The organism is Micromonospora sp. NPDC048835, assembly GCF_040649995.1.
Taxonomy (GTDB): domain Bacteria; phylum Actinomycetota; class Actinomycetes; order Mycobacteriales; family Micromonosporaceae; genus Micromonospora.
The window spans coordinates 223,358-242,273 of sequence record NZ_JBEZGM010000003.1; the positions used below are offsets into that span (position 1 = coordinate 223,358).

Here is an 18,916-nt window from a genome sequence, read left to right on the forward strand (position 1 = left end):
GGGTAGGGCCTGCCCTACCCCTCATTCGGGGGCTGTCGGGGTTACTCAGCGCTACCACCATCGGGAGACTCGACAGTGAGCCCGCACCACCGTGGCACGGGCGCAAGCGGAACGGGGGCAAGCGATGGCGCTCGGAGCGGTGGCGGAACCGCCGGTACGACGGCGAGGTAGTGACTACGCACAGTTGTCCCGACGGATCAGTCAGGCGGGCCTGCTGGAGCGGCGCCCCGGCTGGTATGCCACCCGCATCGTGCTCACCCTCGGTGCCTTCGTGGCCGGCTGGGTGGCCGTGTTCCTGCTCGGCGACTCCTGGTGGCAGCTTCCACTCGCAGCCCTGATGGCGGTGGCCACCACGCAGGTCGCGTTCCTCGGCCACGACGCCGGGCACCGCCAGATGTTCCGTCGGCGCGGGCCCAGCGAGTTGGTGGGGCTGTTGGCCGGCAACGCGACGGTCGGGCTCAGCTACGGCTGGTGGGTCGACAAGCACAACCGGCACCACGCCAACCCGAACCACGAGGACGAGGACCCGGACGTCGGCGCGGGCGCCCTGGTGTGGACGTACGAGCAGGCGCTCGGCACGCGGGGTTTTGGTCGCTGGCTGGCCCGGCGGCAGGCGTACCTCTTCTTCCCGATGCTCCTGCTGGAGGGCCTGAACCTGCACGTGGCGAGCATCCGGGCGATCGTCGGCCGGGAGCCGAACGGCGGGTACACCGTGCCGATGCGGCACCGGGCGGCCGAGGCGGCGCTGCTCATCGCGCACACCGTCGGTTATGTCGCGCTGCTGCTCGCGGTCATGTCCCCGGTCAAGGCGCTGCTCTTCGCCGTCGTGCACCAGGCGTTGTGGGGCCTCTACATGGGCTGCGCGTTCGCGCCGAACCACAAGGGCATGCCGATGCCCACCGCCGAGGACGAGCTGGACTTCCTGCGCAAGCAGGTGCTGACCTCCCGCAACGTACGCGGCAGTCGACTCGTGGACACCGCGTTGGGTGGCCTCAACTACCAGATCGAGCACCACCTCTTCCCGAACATGCCCCGCGCCAACCTGCGCCGGGCCCAGCCGATCGTCCGGGCCTACTGCGTCGAGCAGGGCATTCCGTACGCCGAGACCGGGCTTGTCGAGTCGTACCGGCAGGCACTCGGTCACCTGCACGAGGTGGGGCGGCCGCTGCGCGGCTGAACACACCAGGGGGAGGGCGGGGGCGATGCCGGACGGCACCGCCCCCGCCTGCGCGTACCGGGTCGATCGACACCCCGCTACCGCTGGTCGATGCCGGCCGTCGTCCCCGGTAGGGTCGGCGCATGGCAGACCTGCTCACCGCGGAAGCGGTGCGAGACGAGCTGGGCGGGCTGACGGGCTGGTCCCCGACCCGGCGGATCGACGACATCGTCCGGAGTGCGGCATGAGATTCGAGATCAGCAAGGTTCTGGATGCCATCGAGGGGCGGGTCTGCACGGACCCGTCACTGGCCCGGGCCGTGGTCGACCTGGCCGAGGTGATCCGCTACCAGGACATCGACGGTGGCCGGCCGGCAAGCCTGCTCCGCCTCGGCATGGTCATCGACGCGCTCTCCCGCGAGTTGGAGGAGGACAGCGTCCAGGTCTACGCGGTGGTGCACCGGGCGTTGCTCTCCGACGCCGACCTCACCTCCAACGAGCGGATGGTCGTTCGCCGTTGGGCCGACGACGGGCTCGTCGAGGTGCTCGACAACCCGGGGGACCGGATGCTCGAGGTCGCCGACCTGCTCGGGCTGCCGTTGCTCAGCCGGGTCCGCTTCGACGGGCTGCGTGGTCGGTTCCCGTGGCTTGTCGAGCAGCCCGGTCGGGTGGTGGCTCCGGTGCCGGGTGCTGGCGGGCCGGCGTTCATCGCGCACGTCGGTGGCGGGCACGCGCCGGTCGCCGGCAAGCGGTCGCCGACCGGGGTGAAGCTGCTGGCCCGTCAGTGGCGTTGCCCGGAGTCGGGCTGCGCGCTGTTCGGCGGCGGCGGTGGGGGTGGCGCGTTCGCCGACCTGGCCGGGGGTGCTGACCGTAGCCCCGCCGCGCAGCCGCCGCCCGCGCTGCGCAACGGCGTGCCCACCTGCCCCCGGCACGGCGTGCGGCTCGGTGACGCCGGCCCACGTCCGCGTACCGAGGTGCTGGCGGTGCGGGTCGGCGGTCTGGTCCGGCGGCGGTTCGTGCTCAGCGAGGACCAGCCGATCGTGGCTGGTCGGGCTCCCGAGCAGGACGGCGGCATCATGCTCGGGCAGTGGCTCAACGACGAGGCGCGGCGGTGGATCAGCCGTGGTCACGTCCGCTTCGAGCTGCGGGTCGGCGAGGTCATCGTCACCGACGTCAGCACCAACGGCTCCGGCATCCGGCCGGCCGGTTCGATGACCGAGTCGGACCGGATCCCGCTGGCCCCTCAGCAGTCCCGGGTGCTTGGTGAGAACGACATGATCGAGCTGTACCCGGGGGTGCAGATCGGCCGCGCCGAGGAGCTACCCACCGGCGCACCGTTCACCCCGACCTCGGTGATGGCCGAGGCCCCGACGATGGCGATGCGCCTACCTCGTCCCTGACGCGGCGAGATCCGCACACGTACAGGGAAAGTGCTGCCTCAGATGGTGTCGAGGCAGCACTTTCCCTGTAGTTGCGCAGATCTCGGCCGGTGCGGTCCGTCAGCCGGCCAGCACCTCGGCGAGCGCGGTCACCGCCAGGTCGATCTCCTCCTCGGTGATCACCAGGGGTGGGGCGAGGCGGATGGTGGAGCCGTGGGTGTCCTTGGCGAGCACTCCACGGGCGGCCAGCCGCTCGCACGCCTCGCGACCGCTCATCAGCGCCGGGTCGATGTCCAGACCGGCCCAGAGGCCCCGCACGCGTACCCCGACCAGGCCCTTGCCGACCAGCCCTTCCAGGCCGGCCCGCAGCCGCTCACCCAGCTCGGCCGAGCGGCGCTGGAACTCGCCGGTGGCCAGCAGTCGGACCACCTCGATCGCCACCGCGCAGGCGAGCGGGTTGCCGCCGAAGGTGGAGCCGTGCTGGCCGGGCTTGAGCACACCGAGCACGTCGGCGTTCGCGGCCACCGCGGAGACCGGCACGATGCCGCCGCCGAGCGCCTTGCCGAGCAGGTACATGTCGGGCACGACGCCCTCGTGGTCACAGGCGAAGGTCTTGCCGGTACGCCCCAGACCCGACTGGATCTCGTCGGCGATGAACAGGACGTTGCGCTCGGTACAGACCTGTCGCACGCCCGGCAGGTAACCCTCCGGCGGCACCACGACGCCCTGCTCGCCCTGGATGGGCTCCAGCAGCACGGCGACGGTGTTCTCGTCGATCGCGCCGGTCAGCGCATCCAGGTCGCCGTAGGGCACGACCGTGAAGCCCGGGGTGTACGGCCCGAAGTCGGCGCGGGCGTCCTCGTCGGTGGAGAAGCTGACGATGGTGGTGGTGCGGCCGTGGAAGTTGCCCTCGGCGACCACGATGTTGGCCTGCCCGGCGGGCACCCCCTTGACCTGGTAGCCCCACTTGCGAGCCACCTTGATCCCGGTTTCGACCGCCTCGGCGCCGGTGTTCATCGGCAGCACCAGGTCCTTGCCGCACAGCTCGGCCAGCTCCCGGCAGAAGTCGGCGAACTGGTCGTGGATGAACGCCCGGCTGGTAAGCGTCAGCCGATCCAGTTGGGCGTGCGCGGCGGCGATGAGCTGCGGGTGCCGGTGGCCGAAGTTCAGCGCGGAGTAGCCGGCCAGGCAGTCCAGGTAGCGGCGGCCGTCCACGTCGGTGAGCCAGGCGCCCTCGGCGGAAGAGATCACCACCGGCAGCGGGTGGTAGTTGTGCGCTGTCCAGCGCTCGGCGTCCCGGACCGCTCCCGGCGTACGCAGCTTGTCGTCCACGATCACTTGCTTGCCTTTCCCTGACGGAGTCGCAGCGTGCAGCACTTCGGTCCGCCGCCGGCCTTACGTAGCTCGGACAGGTCGACCCCGATGGTTTCGTAGCCCCGGTCGCGCAGTTTGGCGGCCAGGTCGGTGGCCTGCGCGGGCAGCACCACGTGCCGGCCGTCGCTGACCGCGTTCAGGCCGAGCACCTCGGCGTCGGCCGAGGTGGCGTGCACCGCGTCGGGGAAGAGCCGACGCAGCACGGCCCGGCTGCCGGCGGAGAACGCCTCGGGCAGGTACGCCACGGTCCGCTCGTCGAGCACGGTCAACGCGGTGTCCAGGTGGTAGAAGCGCGGGTCGACGAGCTGCATGGTGATCACCGGGTAGCCGAAGACCTCCTGCAACTGGGCGTGCGCGGCGTGCGCCGTGCGGAAGCCGGTGCCGGCCAGCAGGTGGTCGCCGGCCAGCAGGACGTCGCCCTCGCCCTCGTTGACGTGCTTCGGGTCGTACATCTCGAAGCCCGCGGCCTCGAACCAGGCCCGGTACGCGGGCGCCTCGTCGGCGCGCTGCGGGTCCCGGAACTGCACTGCCATCGCCTTGTCGTCGATCACGGTGCCGCCGTTGGCGGCGAAGACCATGTCGGGCAGGCCGGGCACCGGAGTGATCTCCTCGACGGTGTGGCCCAGGTCAAGGTACGTCTGGCGTAGCTGCTCCCACTGCCGGACGGCAAGCGCGGCGTCGACCGGCGCGGTCGGGTCCATCCAGGGGTTGATGGCGTAGTCGACGGCGAAGTACGTCGGCCGGCACATCAACAGGCGCTGGCTGGTGGCGTCCATCGTCATTGTCCTGCTCCCAGGGGTCGGGCGCGCCCGGCCACCGTGGCCCACGGGCTGGCGCCGTTGCTCAACGGTATGCGGCCTCAGCGGCAGGATCCACCACCGAGAGTTGCGCAGAACGTAGATCCGTTGCGTATGAAGGGCCATCTGCTGTGATTCGTTGCGTTTCAGCGTGAGGCGTCGGATGGTGCGCCGGAGGCCGGGCGGTCGGGGGCCGTGGGTTTCGTTCGCAGCCTTTGCTCTGCTGCCTTATCTGCACCACCAGGCAAGGGCACCCTCGGCAACGAGTAGTGGATCCGCCGGCCACCTGCCCGCGCCACACGAGAGACCCCTGGCGGTCGCCTGCTCGCGGCACACGAGAGACCCCTGCCTGCCACCTGCTCGCGCCACGCGGCGGACCCCTGCCAGGCGCCAGACGGCGGACGCCTCCGGGCCACCTGCCGGCCGCCTCGGGCACCCGGTGGCGCATATAAGGCAGCAGAGCAAAGGGGGCGGCGGACGTGGTTTCCCGGACCTGGACCCAGGGAGGTGAGATCCCGTTCGACGATTCCGAGTCGGAACCGTCGTACCCCGGAAACACTTCAGGGGCGGCGAACCGCCGCCCCTGAAAGGGTGTCTCCCGGCCGGTGAACCACCGGACTGGTCGGGCTGCCGGCGAACCGCCGGCTGTTCGCCGGTGCATCACCGGCGAGCGGAACAGTGCCCGCTAGAAACGATCCACAAACTGTGAGTCAAGCCACTCGCGGAAACGCGACACCCAGTCGCCGTCGGTGGTCGGCCAGTCGAACTGGCCGGTCATCGCGAGTACCCCGATCACGACCGCTGCCAGCCCGATCAGCACGCCGAAGAGCGCGTCGGTAGTGCCGGCGACGTGCCGACGGCGGGTGGCCATCAGGCCGAGCACCGCGAGCACCGCACCGAACGCGCCGAGCCCGATGCCGTACCCGGCCAGGGTCCCGCTCAGCACGAACGTCGCACCGACGACCGAGACGATCAGGCCGAGGGTGGCGAGCAGGCTGGCCCGCGGCTTCGGGCCGCGCGTCACCGGCGGCTCGGGCGTGGTCGTGCCCGGGGCCGGGGAGACCGGGCGGTCGGAGATGTCGGGCCGCCGGGTGGTGCTGTCGACGTCGGCGTCCCGCTCGGCGGTGCGCGTCGTGGTCGCGACGGCGGAGGGCACGGGCTTGGTCTCCGCCTTGTTGACGGTGCCGGTGCGGGCCTCGGGCGCGACCGGGTGGGGGCTTCCGTTGCTGGGCTCGGGTGCCACCGGAGGAGTGCTGCCGTTGCTGGGTTCGGGTGCCACCGGGCGACCGGTGCGGGGCTCGGCCTGGACCGGTCGCGCGGTGGCGGCTCGGGCCACCGCCGCCCGCTCGCTGGCCCGTCGCTCGGCCTCGCCGACCCGGCCGTCGGCGCGGTAGTCGGCGGGGTCGTCGGACTGGCCGGTTGCGGTGACCGGGGTGTCGCGGCCGTCCACGCGGCCGTCGAGGTTCTCGTCCGACGTCGGTGCCGGCTCGGACCGGCGGGACAGCGAAGGAATTCTGACCACTACACACCTCCTGATGAATGCGTGGTGGCCGACGGAAAGGGTGGCACCCACGCGGTGTCGCCCCTCGAATACCCACCTGGGCGTTTCCTGACACCAATCCTGGGTACGGCCACCCGGACCGGCGCGGGCGGTCTGTCCGGCGGGGGCGCGGTGCCGCTGCCGCCTGGCCTGTCAGGCGGCAGCCGCGTCGTGGACCGCCCTGGCGAGGTGCGGCCCGAGGGTACGGCTGAACGTCCCGGTGATGTGCCCGACGGTGTCCCGGTAAGTGATCACGTTGCCGATCACGGCCGGGCACGAGGTCGCGTCGCAGAAGTACTGCCGCAGGTCCACCAGTTCGACGCCAGGCACCATCGCGGCCGCCGCGACGAGAGCGTCGGTCTCGGCGTACGCCCGGGACACAGGGGTGGCGCAGTCGTGGTCGAGGACCGAGAAGTTGACCCGTCGCACGCACTCCAGGGCCGCCTCGGAGACGCCCGGATTGTCGGCCACGACAACGATCTTCGTCCCTCGCGCGGCGACCGGCTTCCATGCCTCCGCGTACATCCGCGACACCCAGTCCTTGTCCGGCGCGGTCTTGTGCCGGGCCGCGGTGACGATGACGATGTCGTACTTCGGGCCGGTGGCCAGCCGCTGCTGAATCTCCTTCATCGTCTCGTCGCAGGTGCTGCCGGTGCCGGACCGGATCCATTGGCAGCCCCAGCCGACGTAGCTGTCGAGCTTCCAGCCGTACGTCGCCAGTTGGGTCCGAAGCCCCGGCAGCAGCATCGCGGCGTGGCTGTCGCCGAGCAGCGCCACCGAGGTGGTCCCCGGGCCCGACTCGCCGTAGGTGCAGGTGCGCATCGGTTGCCGCTCAGCGATCCAGCAGTCGAAGGCGCCGGCGGTGTCCTTCGTCAGGTCGGCCGGGGCCGGCAGGATGAAGTTGCCCTGCACCGACGGGCAGCCGAGGCTGGCGTCCCGGGCAGCGGCACCGAGGCAGCGTTCGGCACCAGCGGGCGGCTTTGCCTCCGCCGGCGTGGTGTTCCACACCGGCGTGGCCGCCGCGACGGTCACCGACACCACGAGCGCTGCGGCGACCAGGACTGGCCGCAGGACGGCGGTGAGCCCACCGGGCCGGCGTGGACGCGGCGCCCTGTGGGTGGGGATCCGCGAGGCCGGCTGGGTGGCGGGCGCCGTCCCGGTCGCCGGGCGGCGGCCCCAGGTCGCCTTGCGCAGCGGGTCTTCCACGCCGTGGTACCCGACGACGGAGAGTGCGGTGATGAGCACCGCCGCGGTCAGGTAGTAGGCCACGCTGTCGCTGGGCATGAGCGCCGCGAGGAGCACGACGACCGGGAAGTGCCAGAGGTACAGCGAATAGGAGATGTCGCCGACGTAGCGGCTCACCGGGTTGGTCAGCGGCCACAGGTACGGCTGGTCACCCCCAGCACCGGCGGCGATGACGAGGGCTGTGGCGAGCACCGGCAGGGTCGCCCACGGCGCCGGGAAGCCGGGCGTCGCCGGCACGAGGAAGAGCGAGGCGACGATGCCGGCCATGCCGAGCCAGCCGAGCAGCGTACGGCCGGCCACCGACCGGATGGCAAGAGCGCTGCCGAGGACCGCGACGAGCGCCCCGACCCCGAGTTCCCAGGCGCGGGAGAACGTGGAGAAGTACGCCACGGTCGTGTCGGTACGGGTCTCCCACATCGCCCATGCGAACGAGGCGACGGTGATCGCACCAATCGTGGTGCCGACCGCCAGCCGCCGTGCACGCGGACCCCACGCGAAGCGGCGGACCCCGAACAACAGGATGCCCAGCATCAGCCAGGGCCAGACGACGTAGTACTGCTCCTCGACGGCGAGGGACCAGAAGTGCTGCACCGCCGACGGCGGCAACCCCTCCTGGAAGTAGTCGGTGCCTTCGCGGGCGAACCGCCAGTTCGCCATGAAGAAGAACGAGGCGACCACGTCACGAACAAGCTGACTGAACCGCACGGCGTCGAGCAGGAAGGACGCCGCGACGACGGTGCTGACGAGGACAAGTATCGACGCCGGGATGATCCGCTTGATCCGGCGGACGTAGAAGCCCCGGAACGAGATGGTCCCGGTGCGATCGTGCTCGCGCAGCAGCAGCGACGTGATCAGATAGCCGGAGATGACGAAGAAGACGTCGACGCCGACGAACCCGCCCGACGGGTACCGCAGGAGGTGGTCGGCGATGACGGCAAGCACCGCGACCGCTCGCAACCCCTGCACGTCTGGGCGGAACGTGGCCGGCTTCGCGGTCGGCGCTGGACCGACCGGATCGGTCCGCTGCTGCTCGTACGTCGTGTGGCCGACCGACATCGGACCGTTCTCCCCCCGCCCGTGGTACGCCGAGACATCGGCGGAACCGCTGAGAGTATGCGGCATGCGCCAACGCGGTGGAAGCCGTGAGCGGTCGGCGGCGTACGTCGGCTCTGTCTACCTGCTGTCTATGCTTGGCACCCGTGCCAGAGGGACACACCATCCACCGCTTGGCGGCCCGGCACGCCGAGCTGTTCGCCGGGGACAAGCTGCACGCCGCGAGCCCACAGGGGCGTTTCGCCGACGGCGCTGCCCGGCTCTGCGGGACCGTGCTGGAGGGCACCGAGGCGTACGGGAAGCATCTGCTGCACCACTACGCCGGCGAGCTGACTCTGCACGTACACCTTGGTTTGTACGGCAAGTTCACCGATGGGTCGGGGGAGCCGCCCGAGCCGGTCGGGCAGGTGCGGCTGCGGCTGGCCAGCGACCGGCACTGGCTCGACCTGCGCGGTCCGACGGCCTGTGAGCTGCTCACCCCACCCGAGGTGGCCGCGTTGCGGGACCGCCTCGGGCCGGACCCGCTGCGTGCCGACGCCGACCCGGAGCGGGCGTACACCCGGATCGCCCGCAGCCCCACCCCTCTCGCCGCGCTGCTGCTGGACCAGTCGGTGGTGGCCGGCACCGGCTTGATCTTCGTGACCGAGGCGCTGTTCCGGGCCGGGCTTCCCCCGACGATGCCGGGTCGCCAGTTGACCAGGGCCGGCTGGGACGCGCTCTGGGACGACCTCGTCGGGCTGATGCGGCTCGCGGTCACGCACGGTCGGATCGACACGGTCCGCGACGCGCACCTGCCGGAGGCGATGGGCCGGCCGGCGCGGGTGGACCGGCACGGCGGCGAGGTGTACGTCTACCGCCGCCCGGGGGCACCCTGCCACGTCTGCGGCACCGAGGTCAGTCGCGGTGAGCTGGCCGGCCGCAACCTCTACTGGTGCCGTACCTGCCAGGCCACCTGATTCCCGCACCCCGCGCTGCGCCTCAGCCACCGTCGAGCAGCCAGTGGACCACATCGATCTTCTGTGGAAAGACGGTGCCGTCGGCGACGCCCCAGGCCAGCGTGTGCCCGATCGTCCAACCCCTGGCCCGGTCCCGGTCCAACCCCAGGTCGGTGCTGAGCCGGTCCAGTCGGCGTCGAACGGCGGCCGGCGAGTGGCCCAGCTCCGGGCCGCGGATCATGGGTACGACCGAGAACTCCCGTTCCCCGGTCAGCGGCTTCGGGTCGATCGCCAGCCACGCCCCTCGGTCGGCGAGCCCGTCGGCGGCGAGGATGTTGCCGGCGTGCAGGTCCTGATTGACAAGTACCTGCTCACCCTGGCTCGACGCCAGGCCGCTGAGCAGGTCGAGCGCCGCGTCGAGCAGCCGCCGCTCGTACGGGCGACCGGCCCGTTCCCAGGCCCGCGGCATCCGGTCGACCCACCCGGCGGCCTCCTGGACCAGCGAGGTGAACGGCGCGCCTGCCGGTCGCCAGAGCCGGGGAAGCAGCCCGATCACCGCGCCCAGCGCTTGGTCTGGCGGCAGGTCGTGCAGGGGAGTGCCCGGCTGGCAACGTTCGAGCAGCAGGGCGCGCCGGGCGGGGTCGTGGGCGAGCAGACGGATCGCCGCGTCGCCGTCCCAGTGCACCAACGCGTCGGCCTCGTGCCGGCTCTCCTCGTCGGGGTACTGCAGCTTCAGCACCGCCGCCCTGCCGTCGGGCAGGTCGACGGGGAGCGCCAGCGAGGCGTACGCCTGTCGGAAGGGCGGGCCGAGCCGCAGCGACCACTGCTCGGCGCACTCCGTCAGCCAGGTCGGGAGTGTGGCCAGCCAGGCGCGGCCGGCGGGTGACCCGCGTACCCAGTCGAGACCCTCGGGTAGATCCAACTGGCCCTCCTGAGCCGTGCGGCGGTTCGTGTCGGCTGGTGGGTGGCTCAGCCGGGTCACGGCGTTCCCACGCCGGTCCATTGTGACTAGCGTGGACGGGTGCAGATTGGCGTGAACGTACCGAACTTCGCCCCGGGCACCGATCCTGACGTCCTGCGACGGTGGGCGCAGACGGTGGAGGGTCTCGGGTTCGACCTGTTGATGGTCTCCGATCACATCGCGGTCACGCCGGACGTGGCCGAGCAGTATCCGGCGCCGTTCTACGAGCCGTTCACCACCCTGTCCTGGCTGGCCGGTGTGACCAGCCGGGTTCGGCTCGGCACCACCGTGCTCATCGTCCCGTACCGGCACCCGCTGCTCACCGCCCGGATGGCGGCGAACCTCAACCGGCTCAGCGGCGGCCGGCTCGTCCTGGGCGTCGGTGTCGGCTGGGCCCGGCAGGAGTTCGAGGCGCTCGGTGTCCCGTTCCGGCAGCGCGGTGCGCTGACCGACGAGTACCTGAACACCATGCGTACGGCCTGGGAGGACACCGGGGACTACGACACGGGTGCGATCCCGATCTGGGTCGGTGGCAACAGTGAAGCCGGCATGCGCCGCGCTGTCCTGCTCGGTGACGCCTGGCACCCGCTGCGGGTGACGCCGACGCGGCTGGCCGAGGCGGTCGGACGGTTGACGGAGATCGCCGACGAGTTGGGTCGTCAGGTGCCCGCACTGGTGCCCCGGATCGCGCTCCAGGAGACCCGGGAGCCGATCGCCGCCCCGGACCGGCTCGCCGGTGTCGGCACCATCGATCAGATCGTCGCCGACCTCGACCAGCTTCGCGCGCTCGGTGCCGAGACGGTGGTGCTGGACCCGTTCAACGGCGACCTGACCGAGATCCGCCAGCCCGAACGCGCCTGGCGAACCCTTGCGGCCGTGGCCGCGTACCGCACATCCCAGGAGGAGCGATGACCCCAGACGACGAGAAGTTTCTCCGCCACGCCGTGGCGATCGCCAGCCGCGCCGGGGCTTCCGGCGAACGGCCGTTCGGCTCGCTGCTCGTCGACGCGGACGGCGTCGTCCTGGTCGAGGACCACAACACGGTGGTCTCCGATGCGGACATCAGCGCCCATCCGGAGCTGAAGCTGGCCCGCTGGGCGGCTCGGGAACTCTCTCCCGAGGTGGCGGCCGGCACCACCATGTTCACCAGTTGCCAACCCTGCCCGATGTGCGCGACGGCGATCGAGCGCTCCGGCCTCGGGCGGGTGGTGTACGCCCTGTCGACCGAGCAGTTCGAGGAGGTCAAGCCGGCCACCCCGGCGCTGCCCCCGGTCCGTTACGAGGGGCCGGCGCTGTTCGACGAGGCGCGTCAACCGATCGACGACTACTACTGACCGGAGTTGTCCGGGGGCGGTGTGACGCAGCCGGAATTGACAGTCGGCCGGCTGCCGGAGCAGGGTTGAGGCGTGACAACGATGTCAACGGACAAAAGGGAAAGGGTTGTCGCGTGATCCTCTCCCGGCCGCACCGGTTCGCGGTGTCCCGTTGACGGTTTTCCGGCGCGGACCTGCTCCGTCCGCCGATCCTGGCCGTATGTCCCTTTCCTACCCGACGGTGACCAGCTGAAATGACCGACGTGCCCCGATCCGACGCCGAAGCGACCCCCGCTCCCGCAGGGTCGCCAGACCTGCCCGATCTGGACGAGTTCCTCGTCGACCAGACCCGGAGGCTGCTCGACACCGCCCGCCGCTCGGTCCGGCCCGAGGGCGGCTTCTGGTGGCTCACCGACGACCGCACCCCGGATCGCGGCGAACCGATCCACACCTGGATCACCTGCCGGATGACCCACGTCGCCGCCCTCGCCCACCAGGGCGGCGACCCGGACGCCGCCGCCCTGGTCGACCACGGAGTCGCCGCGCTCAGCACGCTGCTGCGCGACGAGCGGTACGGCGGCTGGTTCAGCGCGGTGGACCAGCAGGGGGCGCCCGTCAACGACCGCAAGGCCGGCTACGACCACGCGTTCGTGCTGCTCGCCGCCTCCAGCGCCGCACGCGCCGGACGCCCCGGCGCGGACCTTCTGCTCGCCGACGCGCTTGCTGTCGTACGGGACAGGTTCTGGGACGACGACGCCGGCGCGGTCCGTGAGTCGTGGAACCGGGACTGGACGGTCACCGAGGACTACCGCGGCGCCAACAGCAGCATGCACATGGTCGAGGCGTTCCTCGCCGCTGCCGCCGCCACCGCCGACGCGAGTTGGGCCGACCGGGCCCTACGGATCGCCACCCACCTCGTGCACGGTGAGGCGGCCCGGCACGACTGGCGGCTGCCCGAGCACTTCACCACCGACTGGACGGCGCTGCCCGACTACAACCGGGACCAGCCCGCCGACCCGTTCCGGCCGTACGGCTCCACCATCGGGCACTGGCTGGAGTGGGCCCGGCTGCTGCTGGAGTTGGAGGCGGTGCTGCCGCAGCCACCCCGCTGGCTGCTCGCCGACGCCCGCGCCCTGTTCGCCGCCGCCATCCGTCGCGGCTGGGCTGTCGACGGCGCGGACGGCTTCGTCTACACCATCGACTGGGACGACCGGCCGGTCGTGCGCTCCCGGATGCACTGGGTTCTCGCCGAGGCCATCGGTGCGGCGGTCACCCTGCACCGGCGCACCGGGGACGCGGTCTACCTCGACTGGTACCGAACCTTCTGGGCGTACGCCCGCCGTAGCCTCGTCGACCGGACCGGGTGGCGGCACGAGTTGGACGCGCAGAACCTGCCCGCCGACACGGTCTGGCACGGCCGACCGGACGTCTACCACGCCTACCAGGCGGTCCTTCTGTCCCGCGCGGCCGACGGCCTCGGCGGCCCCGGCCCGCTCGCACCAGGGGAGGTGACCGCGTGATCGTCGTCGCGGGTGAGGCACTGATCGATCTGGTCGTCACCGCCGAGGGACAGCGGGCCGTGCCCGGTGGCTCCCCGGCCAACGTCGCGGTCACCCTGGCCCGACTCGACCAGCCGGTACGACTGCTGGCCCGGCTGGCCAGCGACGACCACGGTCGGCAACTCGTCGAGCACCTGAGCGCCAACCGGGTGGGCCTGGAATGGGCGGTCCGTGCCGAGGAGCCCACCTCGGTGGCGGTGGCCACCCTGGACGCCGCAGGGCAGGCCAGCTACGAGTTCCGGCTGGCCGGCGCCGCCGACTGGCAGTGGACGCCGCAGGAACTGCCCGAACTGGCCGGGTCGCCGGCGGTCGCGCTGCACAGCGGGTCCCTCGCGCTCGCGTTGGCACCCGGCGCGGAGGCGCTTGAGGGCCTGCTCGCCCGGGAACACCAGCGGGACGGGCTCACCGTCTCCATCGACCTCAACCTGCGGCCGAGCATCGTCACCGACCGGGCGGCGGAGCAGGAGCGGGTACGCCGGCAGATCCGCCTCGCGCACCTGGTCAAGGCCAGTGACGAGGACCTGGCCTGGCTCTACCCGGACCGTTCGGTGGCCGACGTGATGACCGAGTGGCGTACGGCCGGGGTGTCCTGCGCCGTGGTGACCCGGGGCGGGGAGGGCGTCTGGCTGCTCGCGCCCGACGGCTCGCTGCACGAGGAGCCAGCGGTGCGCACCACGGTGGTCGACACCGTCGGCGCCGGCGACTCGTTCACCGGCGGCCTGCTCGCCGCGCTCGCCGACCTCGACGCGCTCGGTGACCGGCCGGCCGACCGGCTCGCCACGGTGACCGGCCCGCAGTGGGGTGTGGTGCTCCGGCAGGCGGCCACGGTGGCCGCGCTGACCTGCGCCCGCCGAGGCGCCAACCCGCCCACAAGAGCGGAGCTGAAAGCCCTCCTGACCCCCACGACCTGACCCGCGCCGCCGCCGGCACGAGCACCGGCACCGGCACCGGCACCGGCACCGACACCGGTCGATCATGGACTTGTGGTGGGCGTTCAACACCGCTTTGCGGCATATGTGAGGCACCACAAGTCCATGATCGACGGGGCGGGCAGGGCGCGCCGGGGCGGGCAGGGCGCGCCGGGCCGAGCAGGGCGGGGCGGGGCGCGGGCGGGTTGGGCACGGGCGGGTCGGGCAGGGCGAGGGGGGCCGGGCAGGGCCGGGGGTCAGGTCAGGCCGCGTTTGAGGAGCTTGGTGGGGAGGACTGTCGTGGTGGGCGGGGTGTCGTCGCCGGCGATTCGTTGGAAGAGGCGCTCGGTGGCCACCTTGGCCAACTCCCTGGTGTCGTAGGCGACGACGGTCAGCGGTCGGGGCATCAGGTGGGCCAGCTCGAAATCGTCGAAGCCGACCAGGGCGGCGTCACTGCCCCGTCGGTGCAGCTCCTGGAGCGCACCGACGGTGAGTCGGTTGTTGGCGCAGAAGAACGCGGTGGGTGGTTCCGGTAGGTCGAGCAACGCGGCGACCGCCCGCCCGGCCTCCTCGGGAGCGATGAGCCGCTCGCGGACCAGCGACTCGTCCGGCTCGACCCCGGCGGCGGCGAGTGCCGCCCGTGCCCCGGCCAGCCGCTCACGCATGGTGGGCACACTCGGCGCACCCAGCAGCAGGCCCACCCGTCGGTGCCCCTCGTCGAGCAGCGCGCCCACCCCGGCCTGGCTGCCACCCCGGTTGTCCAGCAGCACGGCGTCGGCTTGCAGCCCCTGCGGTGGCCGGTCCAGGAACACCACGGGCATGCCCAGCTCGACCTCACGGCGTAGGAACGAGTGGTCGAGGCCCGCCGGCACCACGAGCAGACCGTCGACCCGGCGCTGGGTGAAGTCCTGGAGCAGGGCGCGTTCCCGCTCCGCGTCCTCCTCCGACGAGGCGGTGATCAGCATGGTGCCGTGGGCCGCCGCGATCTCGGCGGCGACGCTGGCGATGGTCGCGTAGAACGGGTTGGCGATCTCCTCGATGAGCAGCCCGACGGTGGCGTTGAGCTGCCGGGAGCGCAGGTTACGAGCGATGTCGTTGCGCCGGAAGCCCAGTTCGGCGATGGCGGCCAGCACGCGGCCGACCAACTCCTGCCCCACCGGCTCGTCGTTGACGACCCGGGAGACCGTCTTCAGGCTGACGTCGGCGCGCCGGGCCACGTCGACCATGGTGGGACGCCGACGTACGGTCGGCCGGATCGGGGTCTGCGTCACGGGGTGGTCCTCCACGGCGGGCGCGGGTCAACGGTCGAGGGCGGCGAGCGCGTCGACCGCTTTTCGGGCGGCGATGAGCACCGGATCCCACACCGGCGCGTACGGCGGAGCGTAGCCCAGGTCCAGTGCCGTCATATCGTCCACCGTCATGCCGTTCCACAGCGCCACGGCCAGTGTGTCGATCCGTTTGGCCGCCTCGGACCAACCGACGATCTGCGCGCCGAGCAACCGGCCGCTGGGTCGTTCGGCGATCAGCTTGACGGTCATCGGTCGGGCACCGGGGTAGTAACCGGCCCGGTTGGTCGACTCGGCGATCACCGAGACGAACTCGAAGCCGGCTGCCGTGGCTTCCCGCTCACGCAGGCCGGTCCGGCCCACCTCAAGGTCGCAGACCTTGGTCACCGCCGTGCCGATGACGCCCGCGAAGGTGGCGTACCCGCCGCCGATGTTGATCCCGGCGACCCGGCCCTGCTTGTTGGCGTGCGTGCCGAGCGGCACGTGCACCGGCAACCCGCTGACCCGGTGCAGCGTCTCCACACAGTCGCCGGCAGCCCAGACCCCGGGCAGCCCGGGCACCCGCATCCGGCGGTCGACCCGGATCGCGCCGGTCGGCCCGAGGGGTAGGCCGGCCGCCTCGGCGAGGGCGGTGTTGGGGCGTACGCCGAGACCCATGACCACGACGTCGGTCGGAATCGGCCCCTCGGCGGTGACCACGGCGGACACCCGGCCGTCCCGTTGTTCCAGGCCGCTCACCGGCAGGCTCGTGCGGATCGTGACGCCGAGACCGCGCATGGCGTCGGCGACCAGTTCGGCCATCTCGGCGTCGACGGTGGCCATGGGCTGCTCGCCCGCCTCGACCAGGGTCACCGAGAGGCCGCGGAGGATCAGCGCCTCGGCGATCTCGACGCCGATGTACCCGCCGCCGACCACCACGGCCCGGCGTGGCTGCGGGTCGGCGTCCAGCCACTCGCGCAGCGCCGCACCGTCGTCGAGGGTCTGCATGCCGAACACGCCGTCCGCGTCGGTGACCGCCCATGGCGGCTTCACCGGAACCGCGCCGGTGGCGTACACCAGGTCGTCGAAGCGTTCGCGGACCTCGCCGCCGCCGGTCAGGTCCTGGGCCACCACCTCGCGGCGGTCCAGGTCGATGGCCGTGACCTCGTGGCGCATCCGGACGTCCATCGCGTACTCGGTGCGGAACGTCTCCGGGTCGCGGGCGATCAACGCCTCGGGGCCGGGCACCAGGCCGCTGATCCAGTACGGGATGCCGCAGGCCGAGTAGGAGGTGAAGTTGCCCCGCTCGAAGACCACGATCTCCAGGTCGTCGCGGTTGCGGCGGCGTCGGGCCTGGGACGCCGCCGACATTCCGGCGGCGTCCCCGCCGATGACGATCAGCCGTTGCGCCACGGACTCATCCTGTCACGTGGTGATCAGCCGCGGGTCTGCCGTGCGACGTCCTGCACCACGTCGGTGAGCCGGCCGGTGCGCTCGAACACCGCGCGCTGCCGTGCCGCGCCGCTGCCGTGCCGGCGCAGGCCGCCCAGCAGGTCGGTCACCTCGGCCCAGTCGCCGTGCTGCTCCAGCGCCGGGCGCATCCGCTCCACGAAACGGTCCAACAGCTCCCAGGCCGGGCGCAGTTCACCGTTGGTGACGTCGACGGCCTCGCCCTCCAGGCCGTCGTGGGCGGCCCGCCAGTGCGCCCCGACCAGCAGGTGGTGGTCGGTCTGCAACGCCGGCCGGCCGGCCTCGACATCCGCCATGGCGGTGGCCACGAGCGCCCGGACCAGCGCGGCGACGAGCACCGCGTCGTCCACCGACGGGCAGACGTCGCCGATCCGCAGTTCCACCGTCGGGTACTTCGCCGACAGGCGGGCGTACCAGTAGAGCATCCCCTCGTCGAGCATCACCCCGCTGGAGATCAACTGGCGGATCAGCCGCTGGTAGTGCTCGTGCGACTCCAGGAACGGCGTCGGTGCCACCGACGGCCAGCGCTCCCACTCCACCGAGCGCCAACTGGCGTAGCCGGTGTCCTCGCCACGGGAGAACGGCGAGTTGGTGGTCACCGCGTGCAGCATCGGAAGCCACGGCCGTACGTGGTTGAGCACCTGCACGCCGGTGTCCGGGTCGGGCACCCCCACGTGCACGTGCATGCCGTTGTTGCCGGGGCCGGGGACGAGCAGCCGGAACCGCTCGATCATCCGGTCGAAGCGGGGCTTGTCCACCACAGGTGGGACCGGGCCGTCCACCGGGCCGGTGCCGATGGCGAGCAGGCGTACGCCGGCCCGCTCGGCGGCGTCGGAGAGCGCCCGACGCAGGACGCCGAGGGAGTGTCGGATCGAGGAGAGTTCCAGGCCGGGCGGGCTGCCGATCTCGATCTGACTGGTCTGGAACTCCCGCTCCACCTGCCCGCGCAGTTCGGCCGGAACCTGCTCCATGACCAGGTCCACGGCCGGGACCGCGGCCCCGGTGTGCGGGTCGACGAGCAGGAACTCCTCCTCGACACCCACGGTGAGCAACCCGGTGGCCGCAGCCCTGTCGCTGAGCGCCTCCGCCACCTGACCGGTCATCGACATCACCCGTCCGTTCCTACCGTTCGCGGTCCGTCCGCGTCGGTCCCTCGCCTGGTTACCCAACGTGGTGATGCCGGGAAACGTGGCGGCGTCACGTCGTGCCCGGGGCGGGCCGTTGGTTTCGGCCGGGCGGGGTGACAGCGGGTGCCGGATCAGCGACCGGCGGTCACCGACCGCCGGTCGTCGCGTTCCCGGCGCTTGCGGACCTTACGGATCACCCAGCTGACCACCATCACGACGAAGACCGCGACGATCGCGTAGTTGAACCAGTCGCTGTAACGCGCGACGTCCTGCCAGCGGCTCCCCAGCGCGTAACCGGCCCCCACGATGAGACCGTTCCACACCCCGCTGCCGATCGTGGTGAGCAGGATGAACTCACCCATCGGCATCCGGTTGGCCCCGGCCGGCACGGAGACCAGGCTGCGGACCACCGGCACCACCCGGCCGATCAGCACCGCCCAGCGACCGTGCCGCTCGAACCACTTGTCGGCCTTCTCCAGGTCGTCGCTGTCCACCAGCGGGATGTGGTCCAGCCAGCGCTTGAGTCGCTCCTCACCGAGCGCCGCGCCCAGCCAGTAGAGGACCAGCGCACCCACGAGCGAGCCGACGGTCGCGGCCAGCACCACGACGAAGACGTTGAACTTGCCCTCGTGCGCCAGGAAACCGGCGAGCGCCAACACGATCTCACTGGGGATCGGCGGGACGATGCTCTCCAACGCCACCAGCAGCGCCACGCCGACCGGGCCCATCACCTCGATCACCGAGGCCACCCAGCCGGTCAACCCGGTGAACTCGGACGGGTCGCCAGCCTGGGCGTACGCCATGGTCGTCCTTCCGGTCGGCTCCTGGGGATCGG

Annotated in this window: 16 protein-coding genes; 7 read left to right on the forward strand and 9 right to left on the reverse strand. The window is 71.8% G+C overall.

Annotated elements, in window-relative coordinates; genetic code table 11:
* Positions 1 to 124 precede the first annotated feature (124 nt).
* Both AB0C15_RS05790 and AB0C15_RS05795 read left to right on the forward strand, forming a co-directional pair.
* Complete coding sequence (locus AB0C15_RS05790; protein ID WP_357349059.1) at positions 125 to 1,177, forward strand: acyl-CoA desaturase; 1,053 nt, start codon at positions 125 to 127, stop codon at positions 1,175 to 1,177.
* A gap of 223 nt (positions 1,178 to 1,400) precedes the next feature.
* On the forward strand, positions 1,401 to 2,555 hold the full coding sequence (locus tag AB0C15_RS05795) for an FHA domain-containing protein (protein ID WP_357349061.1): 1,155 nt from the start codon (positions 1,401 to 1,403) through the stop codon (positions 2,553 to 2,555).
* Positions 2,556 to 2,654: 99 nt separating this feature from the next.
* Here AB0C15_RS05795 and rocD read toward each other — a convergent pair whose 3' ends face one another.
* The 4 genes from rocD to AB0C15_RS05815 all read right to left on the reverse strand — a co-directional run bounded on the left by rocD (position 2,655) and on the right by AB0C15_RS05815 (position 8,546).
* Complete coding sequence (gene rocD / locus AB0C15_RS05800; RefSeq protein WP_357349336.1) at positions 2,655 to 3,869, reverse strand: ornithine--oxo-acid transaminase; 1,215 nt, start codon at positions 3,867 to 3,869, stop codon at positions 2,655 to 2,657.
* Complete coding sequence (gene ddaH, locus AB0C15_RS05805; protein WP_357349338.1) at positions 3,869 to 4,684, reverse strand: dimethylargininase; 816 nt, start codon at positions 4,682 to 4,684, stop codon at positions 3,869 to 3,871. Before ddaH ends, rocD begins: the two co-directional genes overlap by 1 nt.
* A gap of 706 nt (positions 4,685 to 5,390) precedes the next feature.
* Entirely contained in the window at positions 5,391 to 6,227 is an 837-nt protein-coding gene (locus AB0C15_RS05810) for a thrombospondin (RefSeq protein WP_357349063.1), read from the reverse strand.
* Positions 6,228 to 6,398: 171 nt separating this feature from the next.
* Positions 6,399 to 8,546, reverse strand: a complete 2,148-nt coding sequence (locus tag AB0C15_RS05815) for an SGNH hydrolase domain-containing protein (RefSeq protein WP_357349065.1) — start codon at positions 8,544 to 8,546, stop codon at positions 6,399 to 6,401.
* Positions 8,547 to 8,689: 143 nt separating this feature from the next.
* On the opposite strand from AB0C15_RS05815, the gene AB0C15_RS05820 reads away from it, so the two are divergent.
* Positions 8,690 to 9,499, forward strand: coding sequence for a DNA-formamidopyrimidine glycosylase family protein (locus tag AB0C15_RS05820; protein WP_357349067.1), 810 nt, complete (start codon positions 8,690 to 8,692; stop codon positions 9,497 to 9,499).
* 22 nt (positions 9,500 to 9,521) lie between these two features.
* On the opposite strand, the gene AB0C15_RS05825 is transcribed toward AB0C15_RS05820, so the two are convergent.
* Positions 9,522 to 10,481 (reverse strand): aminoglycoside phosphotransferase family protein, encoded by a 960-nt coding sequence (locus AB0C15_RS05825; protein WP_357349069.1) that lies wholly within the window; start codon positions 10,479 to 10,481, stop codon positions 9,522 to 9,524.
* Between the two features lie 18 nt (positions 10,482 to 10,499).
* Between AB0C15_RS05825 and AB0C15_RS05830 the strand changes: the two genes are divergently transcribed.
* The 4 genes from AB0C15_RS05830 to AB0C15_RS05845 all read left to right on the forward strand — a co-directional run bounded on the left by AB0C15_RS05830 (position 10,500) and on the right by AB0C15_RS05845 (position 14,222).
* Positions 10,500 to 11,351: an LLM class flavin-dependent oxidoreductase gene (locus tag AB0C15_RS05830; RefSeq protein ID WP_357349071.1), complete on the forward strand. Its 852-nt coding sequence runs from the start codon at positions 10,500 to 10,502 to the stop codon at positions 11,349 to 11,351.
* On the forward strand, positions 11,348 to 11,773 hold the full coding sequence (locus tag AB0C15_RS05835) for a nucleoside deaminase (RefSeq protein WP_357349073.1): 426 nt from the start codon (positions 11,348 to 11,350) through the stop codon (positions 11,771 to 11,773). The genes AB0C15_RS05830 and AB0C15_RS05835 overlap by 4 nt, the downstream gene beginning before the upstream one ends.
* A gap of 233 nt (positions 11,774 to 12,006) precedes the next feature.
* Positions 12,007 to 13,272, forward strand: a complete 1,266-nt coding sequence (locus AB0C15_RS05840; protein WP_357349075.1) for an AGE family epimerase/isomerase — start codon at positions 12,007 to 12,009, stop codon at positions 13,270 to 13,272.
* A complete protein-coding gene (locus AB0C15_RS05845; RefSeq protein ID WP_357349077.1) occupies positions 13,269 to 14,222 on the forward strand; it encodes a carbohydrate kinase in 954 nt (317 codons plus the stop codon). The genes AB0C15_RS05840 and AB0C15_RS05845 overlap by 4 nt, the downstream gene beginning before the upstream one ends.
* A 254-nt stretch (positions 14,223 to 14,476) precedes the next feature.
* Here AB0C15_RS05845 and AB0C15_RS05850 read toward each other — a convergent pair whose 3' ends face one another.
* The 4 genes from AB0C15_RS05850 to AB0C15_RS05865 all read right to left on the reverse strand — a co-directional run bounded on the left by AB0C15_RS05850 (position 14,477) and on the right by AB0C15_RS05865 (position 18,884).
* The gene (locus tag AB0C15_RS05850) at positions 14,477 to 15,445 is read right to left on the reverse strand and encodes a LacI family DNA-binding transcriptional regulator (protein WP_357349340.1); all 969 of its coding nucleotides are present in this window, start codon (positions 15,443 to 15,445) and stop codon (positions 14,477 to 14,479) included.
* Between the two features lie 72 nt (positions 15,446 to 15,517).
* Positions 15,518 to 16,897 carry an FAD-dependent oxidoreductase gene (locus AB0C15_RS05855; RefSeq protein ID WP_357349079.1) on the reverse strand — a complete coding sequence of 460 codons (1,380 nt, stop codon included), beginning with the start codon at positions 16,895 to 16,897 and terminating at the stop codon, positions 15,518 to 15,520.
* Between the two features lie 23 nt (positions 16,898 to 16,920).
* Positions 16,921 to 18,057, reverse strand: coding sequence for a glutamate--cysteine ligase (locus AB0C15_RS05860; RefSeq protein WP_357349081.1), 1,137 nt, complete (start codon positions 18,055 to 18,057; stop codon positions 16,921 to 16,923).
* A gap of 155 nt (positions 18,058 to 18,212) precedes the next feature.
* Positions 18,213 to 18,884 carry a DedA family protein gene (locus tag AB0C15_RS05865; RefSeq protein ID WP_357349083.1) on the reverse strand — a complete coding sequence of 224 codons (672 nt, stop codon included), beginning with the start codon at positions 18,882 to 18,884 and terminating at the stop codon, positions 18,213 to 18,215.
* Positions 18,885 to 18,916 lie beyond the last annotated feature (32 nt).

Excerpts from the sequence above, each read along its gene's own strand:
- AB0C15_RS05865 (WP_357349083.1), bottom strand. The coding sequence starts at position 18,884 with ATGGCGTACGCCCAGGCTGGCGACCCGTCCGAGTTCACCGGGTTGACC.
- AB0C15_RS05840 (WP_357349075.1), top strand. The coding sequence starts at position 12,007 with ATGACCGACGTGCCCCGATCCGACGCCGAAGCGACCCCCGCTCCCGCA.
- AB0C15_RS05795 (WP_357349061.1), top strand. The coding sequence starts at position 1,401 with ATGAGATTCGAGATCAGCAAGGTTCTGGATGCCATCGAGGGGCGGGTC.
- AB0C15_RS05835 (WP_357349073.1), top strand. The coding sequence starts at position 11,348 with ATGACCCCAGACGACGAGAAGTTTCTCCGCCACGCCGTGGCGATCGCC.
- AB0C15_RS05825 (WP_357349069.1), bottom strand. The coding sequence starts at position 10,481 with ATGGACCGGCGTGGGAACGCCGTGACCCGGCTGAGCCACCCACCAGCC.
- ddaH (WP_357349338.1), bottom strand. The coding sequence starts at position 4,684 with ATGGACGCCACCAGCCAGCGCCTGTTGATGTGCCGGCCGACGTACTTC.
- AB0C15_RS05790 (WP_357349059.1), top strand. The coding sequence starts at position 125 with ATGGCGCTCGGAGCGGTGGCGGAACCGCCGGTACGACGGCGAGGTAGT.
- AB0C15_RS05815 (WP_357349065.1), bottom strand. The coding sequence starts at position 8,546 with ATGTCGGTCGGCCACACGACGTACGAGCAGCAGCGGACCGATCCGGTC.
- AB0C15_RS05850 (WP_357349340.1), bottom strand. The coding sequence starts at position 15,445 with ATGGTCGACGTGGCCCGGCGCGCCGACGTCAGCCTGAAGACGGTCTCC.
- AB0C15_RS05860 (WP_357349081.1), bottom strand. The coding sequence starts at position 18,057 with ATGACCGGTCAGGTGGCGGAGGCGCTCAGCGACAGGGCTGCGGCCACC.